This is a genomic window from Symplocastrum torsivum (genome assembly GCF_059505465.1).
Map to the genome: position 1 here is coordinate 1 of NZ_JCACKQ010000033.1, position 19,250 is coordinate 19,250.

Below are 19,250 nucleotides of genomic sequence, written 5' to 3' on the forward strand. Positions count from 1 at the left end.
TCATCAGTTTTCCTTATGAATCTGTCGTGGTGAGCGCAGAAAACGGGTGAGCGATTGCCTAATTTCAGACCTCATATTACCCCAGCGACGACTTTTGCAAGAGGTCTATTAGCTATCAGCGGTCAGCCATCCGCTACTAGCACCGTGTGATGAACGGCTTACGGAACCCTTGAAAGATTCGGCTTAACTAAGGAAGCTCTATGTTGTTACCTTAATTTAAAGAAGCACAACTCTCTGGTACAGTTTTGACGTTTTTACATAAGTCAGGAAAAAACGCCCAAGATGGAACGTGGTTTACTCTGGTTACCTTTACTAGCTGCATTTTTTTGGCTTACTTGGTCAGGTTGGAACGAATTCCAAAAAGTTGAAGCCTATGGTCAGTGGGCAGCTCAGTTTGAGCGGGCAAAATATGATATCTATGCGGTACTGGGTCAAAAAAATAGTGACCTAACGTGGGGAAAGCCAACACGCAAGGGTCCGATAAATCTAGATACCTTTTCTCTCAAAGAGGTGCAAGCCATTCGCCTACTAGTGGATACTCAACCCGTTGACTTGGAGAAACCACCTCGCGGAGGTCGTGCGATCGCTTTAGAATTTCTTTTTCCAGAACCCACCGCTTCAATCCAAGTTCCCTTTACAGAAATACCTCTAGCGGCCGAATGGGGAAAGTTTTTACAACAAGAATTGCAGCGCTTGCGTCTAGAAGCGGCTGAGTAGGGTTTTATTCACTTGGTCAAACGGTTTAAGCATCATCCGCTAGAGAGAGGAGTAGGATGACAGGGTTTTCACCTGAACAACGACTGTTTGAACTAAGTAGTACTCAAAAATGCTGCTAATTCAGTAAAAGGGGCAGGAATCAATGCCTGCTTTCTCCTGCTCCCTGATAGCGTTGCTAGGGTAAAATAGTGTCCATTTCTCTTTATAGAATCTTTATATACCGAACAAAGAATAAAAAGATTAAGTAAAGAACTGCTGAAGAGGATAACGCAGTGACATTTCCTCAGTAGTATTACGTAGAGCGACAAACAACTCAGAGCAGAACGCTCAAAATGGCGTAGATATTGAGTAAATAGTTTCTTTAAGACTAGAGGGGTTTATCCAAAAGACGGCGCGTAAGTAGTTATACGATAGATACCTCCTCACTCCGAGTTTAGTTTCAGGCAATTCTTAATAATTGACAAAGAATGTACTATAGCTAAACAAAGAAGAGTTTTTTAGAAAAGTTAAGAAATTAAAGCTATCCACTTGACTTAAAACACAAAAGGGTTACGGGTGTATGAAAAAAGTATCAGTCATCATTCCGGTCTACAAAGTCGAGAAATATATCGCTGCCACCGTCCAATCAGTCCTCGAACAAACCTACAAGAACTTCGAGCTTTTGATTGTTGATGATGGCTCCCCCGATCGCAGCATCGAAATCTGTCAACAATTCACTGACCCTAGAGTTAAAATCCTTCGTCAAGAAAACCGTGGGGTTGCTGCCGCCCGTAACACTGGTATCCGTGCTGCCCAAGGTGAGTACATTGCTTTCCTAGATGCTGATGATCTGTGGGTACCCCACAAACTCGAAGCCCATGTTGAGCATCTTAACTCATCACCCCAAGTTGGTGTTAGCTTCTGTCGCTCGGCTTTTATCGATGAAATGGGTAACCCCTTAGGTATCTACCAGCTCACTACGCTGACCGACATTACCCCATTAGACATTCTTTGTCGTACTCCGATTGGCAATGGTTCAGTTGCGGTAATTCGACGCAAAGTCCTAGAGGAGATTAGCTTCCAAGATAATCTTTATGGAACTGTTGAGGACTTTTACTTTGATGATGACCGAGTACTACACCCCTCAGAAGACGTAGAGTGTTGGTTACGGATTGCTGTCAAGACCAATTGGCTGATTGAAGGGGTAGCCGAGGCATTGACACTGTATCGTGTTAATCCCGAAGGACATTCAGCACAATTGCTCAAAAAATTACGTTCTTGGGAACGGATGCTAAAGAAAGCCCGTGCTTATGCTCCCGAACAGGTGAAAGATTGGGAAAAACCAGCAATGGCTTATCAGTTGCGCCATTTAGCCCGCCGTGCGGTGACATTGGAAGACGGAAAGACGGCGGTAGAGCTAGCACATCAAGCAGTAGCGGTACACAGCCGTCTTCTTTTGGAGGAGCCGCATAAAACATTGTTGACGTTATCGGCGGCGCACACATTACGGTTGTTGCCGCGCTCCTTCTACAGCCAGGTGGAGAATTTGGCGTTCCAACTGGCGGGGGCGCTCCAACGTCGTCGGATTCTTCAGGACAAGCTCTGATGGAGTGACGGTTCCGTCATAGAGGAACTGAGCTTGAAGCTGAAGTCCTCTATTTTGACCGTGAGACTTGCGTAAATCTAGGACAAGTAGTAGACCTAGAACCATATAGACAGCGATCGCCATTCCGAGTGTGATGGTAACAGCCCCAGCAGTCCAAAAAACAAGAGATAGCACTAAAGACATATATTTATCCTATGACTGAGGTTTGATCGGTGAGTTGGTTGCGTCTACTTTCAGTATCGAAAGCGGATGTCTATGATGGTGTTGGTCTGGGGTTTTAGTTATGTATACGTTGCGTCGGTACTAATCAAGTCAGATTCTGGTACCGCTTATGCGAAGGCAACGATTTAATTTCCTCATACTTTATGTAGCAACTGGTATTAAGCCTTTCTAATAAGTCTTAATTACCAGAACTTCAATCACAGCCTTGTTTCCAAGACTTGTATTGAGGGTTTTGAATACTTGCTCCCCTGTCATTAGCGCATCTAACAAGCGCTTAGCTTAAAAGTCATTAATCTACCTACTGAGAGTTTGGGTGCATCTAAGATCGCTTCATTGTTCTTGTTGCTGGCTCTCAGGGTTATTTCTTTTCCTTTCTTTAATGTAGGGTTTATTTCAGGAAGTGTCCGTAAAGCTTCAATAGAGAAACTGAGTAACAAGTAAAATTTTTGTAAATCCTTGTCTAATAGAACTCTACTGACTAAAGCTTTTTGGTTAGATACACCAGATTGCGGATTTTACCGGGAAAGCCGCGCATGACCCAGGGGTCGAGGTAGCCCCATTCCCAAACTGTTAGAGTGTATTGGCAATATTGGGAAGAGAGTCGCTTATCTAGCCCAACTCCCAGATGAAAACTAATGCTGTTCGCATCCTTGCTCATCTAGAAATCTCCTACCAACTTCTCCACTATGAGGTTGATCCAGAGGATTTGGCAGCTGAGAGTGTAGCGCAGAAGATTGGTCTTCCCCCAAAACAAGTTTTTAAAACCTTGGTCACACGGGGAGATCGAACAGGTGTTTGTCTTGCTGTTGTGCCTGGAAATGCTCAACTCGACCTTAAAGCCTTGGCACTGCTGACAGAAAACCGCAAGGTTGAGACGGTTTCCCTGAAGGATGTTCAGCCGCTAACTGGATACATCCGTGGTGGCGTAACGGCATTGGCTTGCAAAAAAGATTATCCAGTCTACGTTGACGAGACTATTGAACTGTTTGATCAGATTGCTGTTTCGGCGGGTGTGCGCGGTACGATGATTCTGCTTGCTCCAGATGATTACCTACGTTCTGTGAAGGGTACGGTAGGAGCGATCGCAAAATAACTCACCATATGTGTCTGAATCCTTTGCCAGTAAGACGATGATAAACCGCTAATAGCTAGATTCTTGCAGGGATACAGTCTATATATATCCTTGCCTAGAAACGAATCACAATCTTACCAAAGTGCTTACCGCTCTCCATGTACGCTAGCGCTTCACGCACGTCTGTAAAGGGAAAAACCGAATCAACTACTGGACGGAGTTGGTGCAGAGCAATTGCACGGTTCATTGCCTCGAACATCGCCCGACTACCAACATAGATGCCCTGAACCCGAATCCCCTTATGAAGAATGGAACCAGTACTGATGTCTCCAGTCAATCCAGTCAGTACACCGATTAAACTGACAGTGCCACCGAAGCGAACAGCACGCAAGGATTTATTCAAGGTGCCAGCACCACCAACCTCGACAACGTGGTCAACACCAACTTCATTGGTTAGTTTCCAAACCTGTTCATCCCAGTTTGGGGTTGTTTTGTAGTTGATGCCGTTAGATGCCCCTAGCTGAAGGACTCGCTCTAATTTCTCATCACTGCTGGAGATTGCGATCGCACGCGCACCGACTAATTTCGCAAATTGAACGGCAAAGAGGGAAACCCCACCTGTCCCTTGCACCAAAATCGTATCACCGGCATTCAAGTTGCCTTGAGTAATCAGTGCTTGCCAAGCGGTTACAGCCGCGCAAGGCAAAGAGGCGGCTTCTTCATCAGATAAATGTTCCGGCACATGAACAACACCGTCTTCGTGCAGCGTCACGTATTCCGCTAAGATGCCGTCAATTGCTCCTCCTAGCGCGGATTTCGGCTTTTCTGCCGAGAATTCTCCATCCAACCACGTTTGCATGAAAATCCCAGCAACGCGATCACCTATCTTTACTCGTGTCACACCCTCCCCAACCGCGACAACTTCCCCAACACCATCGGACAAGGGGATGAGTGGCAATCGCTGCTTCGAGTTGTAAGCTCCTTTTACGGTTAGCAAGTCGCGGTAATTTAACGATGCAGCACGCATTCTTAGCAGAACTTGTCCTAGCGCTGGCTGCGGTTCTTGGCGCTCAGTCAAAGTCAACGCTTCCAAGCCCTGCTTATTTTGAATTTCCCAGACTCTCATCTGAACCTCCTAATATTTATTCGATTGTTCGTAAATTTACGAACAATCGAAATATAAACGAGTTTGTGAGATAATGCAAGGATGAGAAAAATGAGTTTCCCGGTACGGGATGAAATCTCCTTAACTGGCGTGCTCTACGCTCTGAGTGACCCAATCCGGCTTCAAATCGTTAAAAGCCTAGCGACGAAAGGGGAAATAACTTGCTGCGCCTTTAACATCCCCGTTGCTAAATCAACCCTTTCTCATCATTTCAAAGTGCTACGTGAGACAGGCGTTATCCGCACTCGGACGGAAGGGACACAAAGCTTCAACACGCTACGGTGCGAGGATTTGGAAATTCGCTTTCCTGGATTGCTTGATGCTGTGTTGCAAGCATCTGAGCCTCTTTAGAGGTGTTAGGTCGTAGGTGGTAGGTTTTAGGGAAAATCTAAATAAGGTGTTAGGTCGTAGGTGATAGGTTTTAGGGAAAAATCTAGCTTAAGACTTTGGAAGATTAGAACTTCGGGGAAATTCTAACTCCAAGACTCGCCGCTCACCCTACCACCTCACCCCCTAACACCTGCCACCTTACCTAAGCTAAGTCTTCCCAATCCCTAGCCTCCAATCGCCGATCCCCACCCCCCAACCCATAGCGCTTAATCAAGCTACCAGTAAGATTCAGAGTCCTTTCAGTGGTAATCTGGAAGATAGCATTTCTAAATGTTAAGACTGTTTTCCAGTATCTGAAACATAGCTGATCACACTTATAGGCGCAGCATGGTCACCACTACAGAAAAGACAAACACTGGTCGTATCACCAGAATCATTGGTCCCGTTGTCGATATTGAGTTTCCTCGCGGTAAAATGCCGCAGATTTACAACGCCTTGAAAATTGAAGGCACAAATGAAGCAGGACAAGATGTTTCTGTGACCTGCGAAGTGCAGCAATTATTGGGCGACAACCAGGTACGAGCCGTTGCCATGAGTACCACGGACGGTCTAGTACGTGGGATGGAAGTCGTTGATACTGGTGCTGCCATTAGTGTGCCAGTAGGCATGGCTACCTTGGGTCGGATTTTCAACGTGCTGGGTGAACCTGTAGACAACAAAGGCCCCGTTAATGCCGAGGAAACTTCCCCAATTCATCGTTCTGCTCCGAAGCTGGTTGATCTAGAAACCAAGCCTTCTGTCTTTGAAACCGGGATTAAAGTGATCGACTTGCTGACGCCCTATCGTCGTGGCGGCAAAATTGGTCTCTTTGGCGGTGCAGGTGTTGGTAAGACCGTAATCATGATGGAGCTGATCAACAACATTGCTACCAATCATGGTGGTGTGTCGGTGTTCGGCGGTGTGGGTGAGCGCACTCGTGAGGGAAATGACCTCTACAACGAAATGATCGAGTCAGGGGTGATTAATAAAGACAATCCCTCCGAATCCAAAATTGCGCTGGTTTATGGTCAGATGAACGAGCCACCTGGAGCCAGAATGCGGGTTGGTCTTTCTGCTCTGACAATGGCGGAGTACTTCCGGGATGTGAACAAGCAGGACGTGCTACTGTTCATCGACAATATCTTCCGGTTTGTGCAAGCCGGTTCGGAAGTATCGGCGCTACTCGGACGGATGCCTTCAGCAGTGGGATATCAGCCAACGTTGGGAACTGATATGGGGGATTTGCAAGAGCGGATTACCTCAACCAAGGAAGGCTCGATTACCTCGATTCAAGCCGTTTATGTACCAGCTGACGACTTAACCGATCCGGCACCTGCAACCACCTTTGCTCACTTGGATGGAACTACGGTGTTGTCTCGTGGCTTGGCAGCTAAGGGAATTTACCCAGCGGTTGACCCACTAGATTCAGCGTCTACAATGTTGCAGCCTGCTATTGTTGGTGAAGAACATTACGGGACCGCTCGTGCTGTCCAGTCAACTCTACAGCGGTACAAAGAACTTCAGGACATCATCGCAATCTTAGGTCTGGATGAATTGTCTGAAGATGACCGTCTGATTGTGGCGCGGGCGCGGAAACTGGAGCGCTTCTTGTCGCAACCGTTCTTTGTAGCGGAAGTTTTTACGGGTTCTCCTGGGAAGTATGTGAAGCTGGAAGATACCCTCAAAGGCTTCGATATGATTCTGTCTGGGGAACTAGACCCTCTGCCGGAGCAAGCCTTCTACATGGTTGGCAGTATTGATGAAGCGGTCGCCAAAGCCGAGAAAATCAAGTCAGGCAGCTAATCAATCTGTCTTTACTTAAATGAGTAGAGTGGGCGTTGTCTCACTCTACCAACAACAAACAACAAACAACAAACAACTAACTGATGACCTTAACTGTTCGTATAGTTGCTCCCGACAAAACAGTCTGGGATTCTGAGGCAGAGGAAGTTATTCTGCCTAGTACTACTGGTCAGTTGGGAATATTGACTGGTCATGCTCCTTTGTTATCGGCTTTGGATATTGGTGTCATGCGAGTTCGTCCCGGAAAAGACTGGGTTGCGATCGCGTTGATGGGTGGATTTGCCGAAGTCGAAAATGATGAAGTGACGATTCTTGTCAATGGTGCTGAACGAGGAGACACGATTGAACGAGAAACCGCACGGGAAGCTTACACCCAAGCGCAGACTCGCCTCAATCAAGTCCAAAACAGCGACAATCGCCAAGAGAAGATTCAGGCGACTCAAGCCCTGAAAAGAGCACGCGCTCGCTTTCAAGCCTCTGGTGGGATGATTTGAACGTAAAAAACAAAAAGGCAAAAGGAAGAAAAATTTTCTCTCTTTTGCCTTTTGTATTTCACCTTTTACCTTGATTATGCACTGCCAGTAAAGGTAACTTCTGGGAACTTTGATTGAGCTTCAGACATTGGACGACGCCGACCTTCCTCTTGCCAGTAGTTAATCACTTCTGTGGCTTTGTTAAGTAGCTCAACGCGATCCGTTTCATCAATCCAGTGCTTTTTTTCCAGCTCGTCTTTTAGCTGATCCCACGCATCAGCACGAGGCCAGAAAAAGTAGGAAGTCAGCGGGCTAGTGCCTTTGCCTACTACTTGATCAACGGCTAGGGCAACGTTCTCATCCAACCAAAGAACTTTTAAAATAAATTTCGACAATCACACCTCCAAGGACACCCAAGCTTCCTTCGATTACATTACAACTCTTAATCTTAACCTACGGTTCAAGCAACTGAGAAATAATGTAGGGCAGATGTTAAAAGCCTTGGCGATAAGAGAGCAAAAAGCTTTAGCACTTGGCAAAATGTGCAAGTTCGTGTGAGAACTATTCTCCTACTGCGTTTTCTAAAATATCAGCCGATTTGAGATTTGCAACGTGACGAATCCAACAGCAACAACACCTACTGCCAACTCAAGCGCGATCATTGTTTTCGACATTGATGGTGTTGTGCGTGATGTGGGTGGTTCTTACCGACGTGCGCTCGCTGATACAGTAGAGCATTTCACGGGGGGCGCTTATCGACCATCCTCGATAGAAATTGATGACTTAAAAGCAGAGGGGATTTGGAACAACGATTGGGAAGGATCTCAGGAGCTAGTTTACCGCTACTTTGAAGCTCAGGGTCAGGAGCGATCGCAAATTGCTCTCGACTATGACACCCTCGTTGCCTTCTTTCAGTCTCGCTACCGAGGATCAAACCCGGAAAATTGGACAGGATATATCTGCACTGAACCACTACTCTTAGAGCCTCGCTACCTAGAGAACTTAACAGCAGCAGGGATACTCTGGGGCTTTTTTAGCGGTGCGACACGAGGTTCAGCGACTTATGTATTAGAAAAACGCCTCGGTCTTCAGTCCCCAGTACTCCTTGCCATGGAAGATGCTCCGGGTAAGCCTGACCCCACAGGTTTAGTCGCAACAATTGAGCAGATAAAACAGCGATATCCAGTTGTCAGTGAGATACCAGTTATTTATGTGGGGGACACCGTAGCAGATATGTACACCATAGAGAAAGCCAAAGCTTTGTATCCTGAACGCCGTTGGATTGGTGTTGGTATCCTACCGCCTCACGTTCAGGAAACAGCAGAACGCCGTCATGCCTATGAGGAAATTCTCAAAGAAGCAGGTGCTGCTGTCGTTTTCAGCAATGTTGAACAGTTGAGTGTTGACCAGATTCAGCGATTGGTGATTAACTCATCCCATGCCTAAAAGACATAGGATTTCGGGTTGGTTGTTGTTTGTTATTAGTTATAGCGGTTCTCGATCAAATGAGGTATATATTTTAAGCTGAAAAGCTTAATGATAAGGGGATTCACTGTACCTCACTGGTGTAAGAACCGCTATAACCCTCTTCTGTCACTCTCCGAAATACGAAGCAACAAGAAAGCCAAACTATCCATCAGGAAAAAAAGGTTGAAATTGATTCATGGCATGAATTAACTCGTGAAAACTGAGCAATAAAGAAGGATTAGGGAAAAGGTCTAGCCAAGGAAAAATGAGCGACAAGGCAAGAGTCGGCTGGATAATTAAACGCAGATTATTTAAAACATTTTTCCAGCCCGTTTGAAGATTCCATTGTTGATGGCTAGAGAAATCAACAGGAGTCGGTTGAATCTCAGCTTCAGTTGAACCAGATTGATTTAAAGACAAAATCTCCAGTTTCATCGATTACTACTGTGAGCGCATTGCCCTTTAATGCGGCTAATGTTTGCGATAATCTTCGCTCTCTTAATTCGCTGTATCCCACACAATATTTATCGATGAAGGATACAGTCGGCTGTGCCTCTCTTGCCAAATGTTTTAGGATTTGTAACTCTACATCCATTGCCCTGCCTACAAGGCACGCGGTTTACAGTATCTATTTCTTCATTCTAATTCTCGGAGAGTGACAGAAGAGGGCTAAGCAAATAAAAAGCTAACGGGCTTGGGGCAGGCGGGACGCCATAGGTGTCAAGTTAAGAAAAAGGAAAGCCTGTCAAGATGGGGACAGAAATCGCTAAACTCAACAAAAACAGTCGAGTCGAGCGATGGCAAAACCGCGCAAGAAACAAGGCAATCCAGACTTTCGGCATCGTGTAACTCCCCCCGCCCCACCGACAGAAGAAATTGAAGCCCGGTTGTGTAAGTTACTCACTCCTGGCACGTTTACGAATCTCAAAGGAGTGAAAAACAAAGAGCGCAGCTTACGTAGTCGGGTGCTGACGTTACCTGTGATGGCAGCCATCGTGTTGAGTCTGGTGTATCGGCAAGTGCAACAACTGCGGGATGTCTACAAGCATGAGCAATACTTCTGGGAAAACTTCTAAAATTATGCGATCGCCTTTATCTAGTAGAAAGCTGTCAGCCATCAGCTTTTTAGTTTTCCTGATGCGAACGGTTTTGAGAACCTTTGACTCATTCAACTGAAAACCGTTATAGAAGCGTCCCCATTCTTAATGGATAGAGTAATGTGTATAAACACGTATCTCCTCTTTCTAAAAGTCAAGCTAGAGAGCAATAACCCTAAATTTCAACCTAGCCCTCAATGATTACATCACAAGTGAAGACTTTAAACCCTACTAGCATCCTTAACGAATTAATTAAAATTCAAGAGCAAAATAGTAGTTGTAGCTTGTGGCAATTTAGAAGCTTAATCAGTGCCAATCAATATCGTCGGCTTTATCAATATTTTTTAAAGTATGTCCCTCAAGGAAGCGAAGTTTTAGATTGGGGGTGTGGGAATGGTCACTTTTCGTATTTCCTTGCCAGTTCAGGTTATAAGACATCTGGCTTCTCTTTCGAGGATTTTTGTCTTCGTAGTGGTCTAAATAACGTTGCTTATCAATTTAAGCAAGGGAGTTGGGAGGAACCAACAGCTATTCCCTTTTCAGATAATCAGTTCAATGCAATTGTGTCTGTGGGTGTTTTAGAACACGTTAGAGAGACAGGAGGAAGCGAAATCACTAGCTTAAAGGAAATTTCCCGTCTCCTGAAACCTGGTGGCTTTTTTATCTGTTACCACTTCCCCAATCAGTTTAGCCTTATAGAAGCGATCGCTTCTCGATTCCCAAACAAATACCATCATCAATATCGTTACACCGGGAAGTCAATTGAATCGCTTTGTCAAGAGACGGGATTTGATGTTCTAGACATTAAGCGTTACGGTTTTTTACCTAGAAATATGTGGGGTGTATTCCCCAAACCAATCAGAAATTCCCAATTGCTTGCCTATATTTGGGATTTACTTGATGACGTTCTGAGCTATCCTTTCTCTTTAGTTTGCCAAAATTATCTGTTTGTGGCGAGGAAACCCTTCACCGAATAAGCTAAGCAATTCAAAATCCAAAATGCTTTAAGCTAATAGAGCCGTACCTTCTAGCGCCTGCAACAATGTAAGTTATAGACGCGGCAGCTGATTAACTCAAGCAATCGACTTTAGTTAAGAAAATTCCCTACCCGAAGGCAAGGAACTTTCAACGATTACAAGAGACTTTTATCCCTATGGGACAAGCTCTAAAATTTGACTGAGTTAGGATTCGCTTTCAATGTAGATAAAGAAAAGACTAAACGCAATCAGAGGTAAGACCCAGGTCACTAAGGGTATCAAGATCCAAGGTAAGAATGAAGCCGCGTATGAACCTGTCATATCAAACTGTCCTATTGAAATTTACAGGGTTACAAAAGGGATATTACTGCGAAGTGAGCTACAGTTTCTTCTATCTAAAGATTCTTAACGTTTTGTGGGGTTCTGAGTGACCTAACAAAAAAGTGTTTAATTGTCTAGCCCCTACAGAACCCAACATTTTGTATTAAAACGATGACGGTGAAAGTAGGCGTTAAAAACCTAAGCTTTAATCGCCTATCAAACTAGCCTGGACAATGGCTCAATTCACTTAAACGTGTTATCGAGCCATACTTGCCAGTTTAAAAGTGGCTAGGATTAGGTGTTGTTAACGATTCCACGCAAGATGGAATCCACAACATCAAAATTTTCAAACAGGAAAAAGGCGAGGAAAGCGCCAGCCATTCCGCCCAGGAAGAACCCAGCCGTTAACTGACTCCAACCTTCAGCCGTTTTTAGTTCCGAAGGGGTACGAGGATTTTGTGATTCAAACTCATTACCCGTTTGGAATGAGACAATGCCATAGATAGACATACCTACGGTGGCGACAAGAACTAATGCGATCGCTGTCAGTAATCCGCCTACATAAGCCACATCTGTCTCCCGTAGAGGACCGAGTAACGTCTCTGGACCAAACAGGAAAAAGCCATGTGCCAAGCCAATTTCTACCCCCCGAACTAAGGGAGCTACATTTCTGCGATAGGCTGGCAGATTGTTGATGTAAGCCCTAACTACAGGAGAATCACTAATCGGTGTTGATAGATGACCCACAAAAGGATCATCGTAAAACGGTTTAACAACCTCTCCATCTCTGGGATCAGCCATATTTATTAGTCCTCTTTGTCCTAAAGTTTACAAGTGAACTTGAGATCACATTCTACGCAAGTACGGGTTACCGAGTTGCAGAATCAGTTGCGACCTTTAGAAAAGTTCATTAAATAGCCATTGGCTAAGCTTATCCCTCAAAATCCATCTATACCATTAGACTTAACTCGAATGGCACTGACTTAAGACAAAAGTCATTCTGCGCTGAAGAACTCAGCCTCAGGTATCTTCTCTTTTCCTTACCTTCGGGGATGCTAGTGCCTAGCAGAGGTCTCCTAGGACAGATTTAATCATTCCCCTGACTTGTCACGGACTCCTTGAACAATCCGAGAGAGTTCATTTTTCTCATTGATCGTAACGCGAGTAGGAGAACCACTAATGATTCGTTCATAATTGCGGAACGAATCTTTAATTTCTGGGCCGTCCGCACTAATGGTATATTCGCGAATCCCTGTATCGTGCCAAGACCCCCGCATCTTGAAGACATTGATCGCACGGGACATGTCTCCGCGAATCTCCACATATTGCAGCATCAAAATTGTGTCTGTAATTGTGGAAATATGGGAATCTGTGATCGAATTAGAACCCATAAACTGGTCAGTTGTGTTCGTAAAAAAGCCAGTAATTTCTTCTTGCTTAGCGTAGCCAGTAACTCCAATCACAAACTGACGGAAGGCATTATTACTAACTCCTCGTGCCAAAGCAGAAAGTGAATCAATGGCAATCCGAGACGGCTTAAATTCGGCAATTTCTGATTTAATAATTTGCAAGTGATCTTCTAATCCTGCTGATTCTGGGTAGGTGCAAAGGATTTTCATCAGACCTTTTTTTTCCAATTCCTCAAAATCAATCCCCCAAGACGAAGCATTACGAGATAGCTGAGCGCGAGATTCTTCGTAGGCAAAAAGAATTGCGCGGTCGCCTCGCAAGCAAGCATCTTGAATAAACTTACTAACTAACAACGTTTTTCCTGTACCCGTAGCACCCGTTGCCAAGATAATCGAATCTTTGAAAAAGCCGCCACCACACATTTCATCAAGTGTTTTTACACCTGAAGAGACACGAGCATTGGAAGACCGTTGAGTCAGGCGCATTGCCCCTAATGGGAAAATATTGATTCCTTGATTCGTCATTGTAAAGGGATATTCTCCCTTCATATGGGTTGTTCCACGTAGCTTGAGAATCTCCATTGTCCGGCGCCGACGTTCGCCTTCTAGAACATTACGAACAATTACCACGTTGTCTGAAACAAACTCTTCCACGCCAAATCTTGCGACTGGACCATACTCCTCAACTCGCTCGGTGGTCATTACTGTTGTTACACCGATTTGCTTGAGCCTTGCAACTAAGCGAAAAATTTCTCGTCGCACGACCGAAGCCGCATCGTACTGCTGAAATATAGCAGTCATAGAGTCAACAGAAACTCGTTTTGCTTTGTATTTACGAATAGCGTATTGAATCCGTTCAATTAAAGCAGAGAGGTCAAAGTTGCCGACAACTTCTTGTCCCTCTGGGTCAGGTGAGGCATCTAAAATAAAGAGCTTACCTTCATTAATTAATTGTTGTAAATCCCAGCCAAAGCTAGAGGCATTTTTAATAATATCTGTAGGAGATTCTTCAAAAGTAACAAATACACCAGCCTCATCAAAATAAGTGATGCCATGGTAAAGAAATTGCACAGCCAACAAAGTCTTACCCGTGCCAGATGTTCCACTTACAAGCGTCGTCCGACCTACTGGTAGCCCTCCATGGCTAATATCGTCGAAGCCTTCGATCATTGTGCGGATTTTCTGAACTCCTACCGTTGCTGAGTTATCTAGCTTTGGCTCACCTTGGTTAAGTTGACTCATATTTTCGATCAAAAAAGATATTACTCAGGAAAAAATTACTACGCTTTCCTTAGGAAGGATTTATTTCACCAGAACCATCAAGACTTTAAAAATCTAATTCTTCTTCACGAAGCTCCTCATAGAGAAGATCCAATCCGATTAAGACTTTTTCCCGATCCGAAAGATCACCAATAATTCTACGGACAGGCGGTGGCAAAACTTTTGACAAAGTGGGTGTAGCCAAAATTTTATCTTCCTCTGCTAACTGGGGGCTTTTTAAGACATCAATCACTTTGAGAGCGTACACCCCCTGAAATTCCTGTTCAAGGATATTTTTAAGTGTTTTTAAAGCCTTGACAGAGTGGGGAGTGTTCCCAGCAACATAGAGCTTGAGAACATAGGTTTTCTTCAGCGGACTCATAGGTTAGCAATTAGCAATTAGCAATCATGGATGAGAATGTAATAGCAACCAGAGATGAACTCAAAGACAAGGTTGGGTAGAGAGGCTCAAATCAAGCTTATCGCTAAATGCTGGTGAGTAAGGTGGTCAAAACAGATTAAACAACCTCTGTTGCCTTTTGGCAAAAGGATAGGGGTAATCAGAGGTTATTATTTTACAGCTACCGACTTCGCACTAAAAGTGGTGGTCACAACTCTCTAGGGATAGAACGACGATACATTTCGCCTAAGTGAGCAATCACATCGATAAGCGTCAGGCGATAGTCAAGTAAAACCTCCTCATTTCGCCCTTCAAGCTTCAACTGCTTGGAAAATTCTTCCATCAGTTCCATATGGATTTCTACAATCCTTGACACCGATATATCTGCAAAAAAGGCTTTATCAACGAAGTTATCGATTTTTTGATTCAGGTTATCTTCTTGAGAGAAGTACTTCAAAACAATTTCGCGATACTCTAATTTTAAGTTTTCTAACAGCTTCTGCCTGTCATTTTGAGACAGATGACGTAAAAAAAGCTGAGGGTTTCTCTTGTAGTACACACCTAGGTATCCTAGCCGCTCTTTGAGTTTTTCAGATAACCGACGCTGCTGCTGGATCAGAAAACTCCGAGTGGCGAGTTCTGCTGTGGGATCAACCGCAGCAGACGGTTCAGGTAAGCTAGAGGCAGTAGAAAGCGAAAGAAACTGAGCGATCGCTTTTTCAATGAACTCGCCAATCTCAGGAGATTGAGTGACACCGAGTTGAACTTCCGCCGCGTGGAAGAGGTAGTCGTCCTGACTAGGTGGAGAATTCTCAGTTATCTGGATAGTCTTGAGTAGGTGATGGGTCGTAGCGCGATGAGCTGTTCTTTCAATTTCCTTAGGGAAAATTACAACAGGGAGCAATGTCCCTTGTTCCAACAAGCGGTTGATGACGGGTAGCAATGAACCGTCATCTTGCAAAACTAAACAATCGAGCTGCTGCTTGTACTGCTCTAAAAAGTCGAAAAACTCAGATTCTGAGCCTGTAACATGCAACGTATAGCGATCGCTACTCAAAATCTGGCTCAACGACTGAGCTAGCGATTCCGAGTGTACAAACATACAAATAGACAGTTGGAGAGGCAAAACAATACAACTTAAAAAAATAAGCGAGTGAATTCAGTAGCGACCTCATTGAGTCGAGAATATTTTAACAATTTCTTTATAGAAGAACTTCATATTAATTTAAACAATCTGGAAATTGTAAGTAATTGTAATTGGTAGGCCATCCCTACCCCCATTTAAGAGCAATAATTGAGCTGTACTTGCTCGTTACGAGTACCAAAAATTATCAATCAAGCAATCTTGCCTTACTAAACCTGATTTGTAATTCACCCAAAAAAGATGTGCTGCCGCCATGGCATCACCCTACTATTGCAGCCAGATTGGTCATATCCATGCCAACTCCCAGTCTAAAAGAATTTGCTCAAGCGGCTCCAGTGTGTCAACAAACCTCTGGTCTTGCTGCCGTACTGGAGATTTTTCGCACTTCAAGGTGTGATGCCATCGTTGTGCTAAGCGAACAGCAACGTCCTCTGGGAATTGTTAAGCTGCAACAAGTCATGCCCTACTTGCTCTCACCAGCAAGGGTAGGAGAAAGCAATATCACGACAGCAAGTGTAGATTTCCACCAACCCATAGTTCAACTTGAGCCGTCGATCATTGAACCGCTCACCATTTTGTCAGCACAGTTGAGTTTGAACCAATTCTGGGCTTATGTAGACGAGTCAGGCGATGAACTCACGCCAAACTGCGGACGCTGTACAACTCAGAAGAACACAAGAGTTGGGGAATTTTACTCTTGTCCTGCCTTACCGGATTGGGCAGTGGTAGACGAGGAAGGCAAGTTTCTCGGACTGCTCAATAGCTGGCTGATTTTAAAATCTACAGCAGCAAGTTTTACCGCGTCCCCAACCGCGAACACCAGTCAGCCACCTGTGCTAAACGATCTTTATCCTTTAGTACAACTATTGGAACAACTACCATTACCCCTGAGCTTACAGACAGCTACAGGACAAGTACTGGCTCAAAATCTGACTTGGCGTAAGCAGATTGGAACCTCACAAGATCTAGATTGGGTGAGACGAACCACCGCCGCTATGCTAGATTTCCCTGCTGTTGAGGCGCACTCAGCGTCCCACAGTAGTGCGGTGTCTCATGACGCGACGAGGCTAGTACCGCTTAGCTTTGGTGAAGTGGCTTTAGAGGAGAATACAGTAGCCACCCTAGAAGCTATGGCTTCCCAAACATTAACGAGTGCGCCAATGGTCACAGGAAAGAGCATCAAAGAGCGCTATGAGCCTTCTCAGGCAGCCGTTCAACGCTACTGTGCCATTGATACGCCCCACATGATGGCAACAGCCTTTAAACAACGAGTGATTTTGTCAACGCCATCAGGGTTACATAGCGCTGAGACACCAACATCAGAAACCCTCAAAAACAACATCCAAGAGCGCGTCTTCTCATTTGTCAAAATTCCCCTGTTGCAGCCAATTACGAGAGAGGGAAGACGCGCAGGAGCATGGAATCAGCACTTTAACAACGTTGGACAAGACTTGAGGCGCTCACCTCATCCCTCACCCAACTCGGATTTATGGCTAGTGCTGGCTCAAGACACAACGGAACAGCAACAAGTTACGAAAGAACTAGCCGCGAAAAATGCGGATTTAGTCCAACTCAATCGCTTGAAAGATGAGTTTTTAGCTTGTATTAGTCATGAACTGAAGACCCCTCTGACTGCGGTTTTAGGGTTGTCAAGCTTGTTAAAAGACCAGGCATTGGGAGAACTCAATGAACGTCAATCCCGCTATGCTCAACTGATTTATCAGAGTGGGCGACAGCTCATGACTGTGGTCAACGATATCTTGGATCTGACTCGGATGGAAACAGGCCAGCTAGAACTGACACTGGGGCCTGTACATATTCAAAGCGTATGCGATCGCGCTTACTCCCAAGCCCAACAACTCCATCCAGAAGCATCCCAACAGGACGAAGAATCAACACCCGAAACCCGTTTTACCCTGGAAATTGAGCCGGGTTTAGAGATGCTCATTGCTGACGAACTGCGCCTACGGCAAATGCTAATGCATCTCCTTTCCAATGCCCTCAAGTTTACAGATGCTGGGGGTGAGATTGGTCTGAGGGTCAATCGTTGGGAAGACTGGATTGCTTTCACAATTTGGGATACTGGCATCGGTATCCCCCCAGAGAAGCAGCACTTAATCTTCCAGAAATTCCAACAACTGGAAAAACCGCTCACCCGGCGGTTTGAAGGAACAGGCTTAGGACTCGTCTTAACCCAACGCCTTGCTCACCTACATGGTGGAGATATTTCCTTTGTTTCCAAACTCAATGAAGGAAGCCAGTTCACTCTACTTCTACCACCCTGTCCGCCCCAGAACAGTGAGCAAGATGGAGCCACCCAGAACTGGGAAAATGGAGGCAATCCCAAATCCCAAACCCCAAATCCTCAAAAAGAAGGACAGCAAGAGAACCAAAACCGTTTGGTGCTGATTGTTGAAACCGTACCCCGATACTTGGAAGGTTTAACAGAACAGCTCAAGAATTTAGACTATCGGGTTGTGATTGCCCGCGCAGGGACAGAAGCGATCGAAAAAGCTCGAAGCTTGCAACCCTGTGTCATCTTACTCAATCCCTTACTCCCCCAACTTTCCGGATGGGATGTCTTGACTCTTCTTAAATCAGACACCCAAACCCTTCACATCCCAGTCTTAGTAACAGCCACACAGGCAGAAAAACAGCAAGCTTATCATCACAAGGCTGATGGCTTCTTAAACTTGCCAGTACAAGAGCAAGCCCTACTCCAAAATCTGACTCGCTTAGGGAAATATAAGGAAGGTACCCAAAGTGGTCTGACAATTCTACACCTACATCCTGACATCGTTGAAACACAGCCTGACCAGCCAAGCTTGTGTTCTGCGCTGACTGACATACTCAGCCTTGAACACTCCAAGCTCAACTACCGAGTTCTTGAAGCAGATGATTTAGAGCAAGCTGAATTATTAACTCGTGTTTGGCATCCAGATGTCGTCTTACTTGATGGTGCTGCGCTCAAAGACCCAGCGAACTACTTGAAAGAGTTCTCATCTTATACAGACTTAACTGCTTTACCACTAGTAACGCTAGACCATCAGACGACAGAGGCAGCCAATCAAATTACTGAACTTTCGGTATATCCCTGTTTAGCAGCCGATAACGATTCAAAGTTCTCTGCCATCTTGCAAGTCCTTCAAGTAGCGACTGGGATGAGTCGGCAACCTAGCATTCTCGTGATGGATGTTAGTATCGCACAGCAAGATCCAGATAACTCAAAGGGCGAATCTCAAACCGCAAAGACAACGCGGCAGCGAAAACTTCAACGCCAAAGTTGCTCTGATTCAGCCCTAACGCCACATTACTCATGGCTTAAGGGATTGATTCAATACTTAGAAACCGCTGGATTTAAAGGCTTACTCTCATCGTCTTGGGCGGAAGTATCCCGTCAACTCCAAGAGCAAAGCCCTGATATGCTCTTGATTTGTTTAAAGGACGTGACTGACTCTTGTGCGCTAATGAAAGGCTTAGTTTCCCTTGCTCAGTTACCAAACCTCCCTCCAATTCTTGTTTTGGATCATCGCTTAGAGGTTAAGTATCCGAATAAAGCAGCAATGGACAAGGATGTCTCAAACTCTGAGCTAGAGTCATGCTTGAGATCTGTAGCCACTCGTATTGTGGGCGGGGCATCCCAGTCGATGACCCAGTTAATAGATCAGGTTTATCAAACTATGGCTCAGAATTGATAGTTAGTTGTTAGTTATTTGTTGTTGGTTGTTTGTAAAAAAACAAACAACTAATAACAAACAACCAACAACCT

At 45.0% G+C, this 19,250-nt stretch carries 18 protein-coding genes and 1 pseudogene; 10 read left to right on the plus strand and 9 right to left on the minus strand.

Annotated elements, in window-relative coordinates; genetic code table 11:
* Window positions 1-282 precede the first annotated feature (282 nt).
* Both AC5JL3_RS10860 and AC5JL3_RS10865 read left to right on the plus strand, forming a co-directional pair.
* Window positions 283-717, plus strand: coding sequence for a hypothetical protein (locus AC5JL3_RS10860; RefSeq protein WP_496074508.1), 435 nt, complete (start codon window positions 283-285; stop codon window positions 715-717).
* Window positions 718-1,276: 559 nt separating this feature from the next.
* Entirely contained in the window at window positions 1,277-2,302 is a 1,026-nt protein-coding gene (locus AC5JL3_RS10865) for a glycosyltransferase family 2 protein (RefSeq protein WP_496074509.1), read from the plus strand.
* Here the strand turns inward: AC5JL3_RS10865 and AC5JL3_RS10870 are convergent.
* Window positions 2,201-2,485: a hypothetical protein gene (locus AC5JL3_RS10870; RefSeq protein WP_192221540.1), complete on the minus strand. Its 285-nt coding sequence runs from the start codon at window positions 2,483-2,485 to the stop codon at window positions 2,201-2,203. The genes AC5JL3_RS10865 and AC5JL3_RS10870 overlap by 102 nt on opposite strands.
* Before the next feature lie 664 nt (window positions 2,486-3,149).
* Here AC5JL3_RS10870 and ybaK point away from each other — a divergent pair.
* Window positions 3,150-3,617 (plus strand): Cys-tRNA(Pro) deacylase, encoded by a 468-nt coding sequence (gene ybaK, locus AC5JL3_RS10875; protein ID WP_496074510.1) that lies wholly within the window; start codon window positions 3,150-3,152, stop codon window positions 3,615-3,617.
* A gap of 94 nt (window positions 3,618-3,711) precedes the next feature.
* Here ybaK and AC5JL3_RS10880 read toward each other — a convergent pair whose 3' ends face one another.
* On the minus strand, window positions 3,712-4,722 hold the full coding sequence (locus tag AC5JL3_RS10880; protein WP_496074511.1) for a zinc-dependent alcohol dehydrogenase family protein: 1,011 nt from the start codon (window positions 4,720-4,722) through the stop codon (window positions 3,712-3,714).
* Window positions 4,723-4,812: 90 nt separating this feature from the next.
* Here AC5JL3_RS10880 and AC5JL3_RS10885 point away from each other — a divergent pair, with 90 nt between their 5' ends.
* The 3 genes from AC5JL3_RS10885 to atpC all read left to right on the plus strand — a co-directional run bounded on the left by AC5JL3_RS10885 (window position 4,813) and on the right by atpC (window position 7,427).
* A complete protein-coding gene (locus AC5JL3_RS10885) occupies window positions 4,813-5,112 on the plus strand; it encodes an ArsR/SmtB family transcription factor (RefSeq protein WP_496074512.1) in 300 nt (99 codons plus the stop codon).
* Between the two features lie 366 nt (window positions 5,113-5,478).
* Window positions 5,479-6,933, plus strand: a complete 1,455-nt coding sequence (gene atpD, locus AC5JL3_RS10890) for a F0F1 ATP synthase subunit beta (RefSeq protein WP_496074513.1) — start codon at window positions 5,479-5,481, stop codon at window positions 6,931-6,933.
* A gap of 83 nt (window positions 6,934-7,016) precedes the next feature.
* Window positions 7,017-7,427, plus strand: a complete 411-nt coding sequence (gene atpC, locus AC5JL3_RS10895) for an ATP synthase F1 subunit epsilon (protein WP_496074514.1) — start codon at window positions 7,017-7,019, stop codon at window positions 7,425-7,427.
* A gap of 74 nt (window positions 7,428-7,501) precedes the next feature.
* Here the strand turns inward: atpC and AC5JL3_RS10900 are convergent, their stop codons facing one another.
* A complete protein-coding gene (locus tag AC5JL3_RS10900; RefSeq protein WP_192221534.1) occupies window positions 7,502-7,801 on the minus strand; it encodes a 30S ribosomal protein PSRP-3 in 300 nt (99 codons plus the stop codon).
* 217 nt (window positions 7,802-8,018) lie between these two features.
* Between AC5JL3_RS10900 and AC5JL3_RS10905 the strand changes: the two genes are divergently transcribed.
* Window positions 8,019-8,852 carry a TIGR01548 family HAD-type hydrolase gene (locus AC5JL3_RS10905; protein ID WP_496074515.1) on the plus strand — a complete coding sequence of 278 codons (834 nt, stop codon included), beginning with the start codon at window positions 8,019-8,021 and terminating at the stop codon, window positions 8,850-8,852.
* Window positions 8,853-9,035: 183 nt separating this feature from the next.
* Here AC5JL3_RS10905 and AC5JL3_RS10910 read toward each other — a convergent pair.
* A pseudogene (locus tag AC5JL3_RS10910) lies at window positions 9,036-9,296 on the minus strand (IS701 family transposase); the annotation flags it as partial.
* Between the two features lie 374 nt (window positions 9,297-9,670).
* On the opposite strand from AC5JL3_RS10910, the gene AC5JL3_RS10915 reads away from it, so the two are divergent.
* Window positions 9,671-9,949, plus strand: a complete 279-nt coding sequence (locus tag AC5JL3_RS10915) for a hypothetical protein (RefSeq protein WP_496074516.1) — start codon at window positions 9,671-9,673, stop codon at window positions 9,947-9,949.
* A gap of 218 nt (window positions 9,950-10,167) precedes the next feature.
* Complete coding sequence (locus AC5JL3_RS10920; protein ID WP_496074517.1) at window positions 10,168-10,947, plus strand: class I SAM-dependent methyltransferase; 780 nt, start codon at window positions 10,168-10,170, stop codon at window positions 10,945-10,947.
* A gap of 204 nt (window positions 10,948-11,151) precedes the next feature.
* Here the strand turns inward: AC5JL3_RS10920 and AC5JL3_RS10925 are convergent, their stop codons facing one another.
* The 5 genes from AC5JL3_RS10925 to AC5JL3_RS10945 all read right to left on the minus strand — a co-directional run bounded on the left by AC5JL3_RS10925 (window position 11,152) and on the right by AC5JL3_RS10945 (window position 15,439).
* Complete coding sequence (locus AC5JL3_RS10925; protein WP_192221465.1) at window positions 11,152-11,268, minus strand: photosystem I reaction center subunit VIII; 117 nt, start codon at window positions 11,266-11,268, stop codon at window positions 11,152-11,154.
* Window positions 11,269-11,562: 294 nt separating this feature from the next.
* Window positions 11,563-12,069 carry a photosystem I reaction center protein subunit XI gene (locus AC5JL3_RS10930; RefSeq protein WP_496074518.1) on the minus strand — a complete coding sequence of 169 codons (507 nt, stop codon included), beginning with the start codon at window positions 12,067-12,069 and terminating at the stop codon, window positions 11,563-11,565.
* Window positions 12,070-12,359: 290 nt separating this feature from the next.
* On the minus strand, window positions 12,360-13,919 hold the full coding sequence (gene kaiC, locus AC5JL3_RS10935; RefSeq protein ID WP_496074519.1) for a circadian clock protein KaiC: 1,560 nt from the start codon (window positions 13,917-13,919) through the stop codon (window positions 12,360-12,362).
* Window positions 13,920-14,004: 85 nt separating this feature from the next.
* Window positions 14,005-14,319 (minus strand): circadian clock protein KaiB, encoded by a 315-nt coding sequence (gene kaiB, locus AC5JL3_RS10940; protein WP_192221468.1) that lies wholly within the window; start codon window positions 14,317-14,319, stop codon window positions 14,005-14,007.
* Window positions 14,320-14,545: 226 nt separating this feature from the next.
* On the minus strand, window positions 14,546-15,439 hold the full coding sequence (locus tag AC5JL3_RS10945; RefSeq protein ID WP_496074520.1) for a circadian clock protein KaiA: 894 nt from the start codon (window positions 15,437-15,439) through the stop codon (window positions 14,546-14,548).
* A gap of 335 nt (window positions 15,440-15,774) precedes the next feature.
* Here AC5JL3_RS10945 and AC5JL3_RS10950 point away from each other — a divergent pair, with 335 nt between their 5' ends.
* Window positions 15,775-19,176 (plus strand): ATP-binding protein, encoded by a 3,402-nt coding sequence (locus AC5JL3_RS10950; protein ID WP_496074521.1) that lies wholly within the window; start codon window positions 15,775-15,777, stop codon window positions 19,174-19,176.
* Window positions 19,177-19,250: the final 74 nt, after the last annotated feature.

Excerpts from the sequence above, each read along its gene's own strand:
- AC5JL3_RS10860 (WP_496074508.1), top strand. The coding sequence starts at position 283 with ATGGAACGTGGTTTACTCTGGTTACCTTTACTAGCTGCATTTTTTTGG.
- AC5JL3_RS10865 (WP_496074509.1), top strand. The coding sequence starts at position 1,277 with ATGAAAAAAGTATCAGTCATCATTCCGGTCTACAAAGTCGAGAAATAT.
- AC5JL3_RS10870 (WP_192221540.1), bottom strand. The coding sequence starts at position 2,485 with ATGTCTTTAGTGCTATCTCTTGTTTTTTGGACTGCTGGGGCTGTTACC.
- ybaK (WP_496074510.1), top strand. The coding sequence starts at position 3,150 with ATGAAAACTAATGCTGTTCGCATCCTTGCTCATCTAGAAATCTCCTAC.
- AC5JL3_RS10880 (WP_496074511.1), bottom strand. The coding sequence starts at position 4,722 with ATGAGAGTCTGGGAAATTCAAAATAAGCAGGGCTTGGAAGCGTTGACT.
- AC5JL3_RS10885 (WP_496074512.1), top strand. The coding sequence starts at position 4,813 with ATGAGTTTCCCGGTACGGGATGAAATCTCCTTAACTGGCGTGCTCTAC.
- atpD (WP_496074513.1), top strand. The coding sequence starts at position 5,479 with ATGGTCACCACTACAGAAAAGACAAACACTGGTCGTATCACCAGAATC.
- atpC (WP_496074514.1), top strand. The coding sequence starts at position 7,017 with ATGACCTTAACTGTTCGTATAGTTGCTCCCGACAAAACAGTCTGGGAT.
- AC5JL3_RS10915 (WP_496074516.1), top strand. The coding sequence starts at position 9,671 with ATGGCAAAACCGCGCAAGAAACAAGGCAATCCAGACTTTCGGCATCGT.
- AC5JL3_RS10920 (WP_496074517.1), top strand. The coding sequence starts at position 10,168 with ATGATTACATCACAAGTGAAGACTTTAAACCCTACTAGCATCCTTAAC.
- AC5JL3_RS10925 (WP_192221465.1), bottom strand. The coding sequence starts at position 11,268 with ATGACAGGTTCATACGCGGCTTCATTCTTACCTTGGATCTTGATACCC.
- AC5JL3_RS10930 (WP_496074518.1), bottom strand. The coding sequence starts at position 12,069 with ATGGCTGATCCCAGAGATGGAGAGGTTGTTAAACCGTTTTACGATGAT.
- kaiC (WP_496074519.1), bottom strand. The coding sequence starts at position 13,919 with ATGAGTCAACTTAACCAAGGTGAGCCAAAGCTAGATAACTCAGCAACG.
- kaiB (WP_192221468.1), bottom strand. The coding sequence starts at position 14,319 with ATGAGTCCGCTGAAGAAAACCTATGTTCTCAAGCTCTATGTTGCTGGG.
- AC5JL3_RS10945 (WP_496074520.1), bottom strand. The coding sequence starts at position 15,439 with ATGTTTGTACACTCGGAATCGCTAGCTCAGTCGTTGAGCCAGATTTTG.
- AC5JL3_RS10950 (WP_496074521.1), top strand. The coding sequence starts at position 15,775 with ATGCCAACTCCCAGTCTAAAAGAATTTGCTCAAGCGGCTCCAGTGTGT.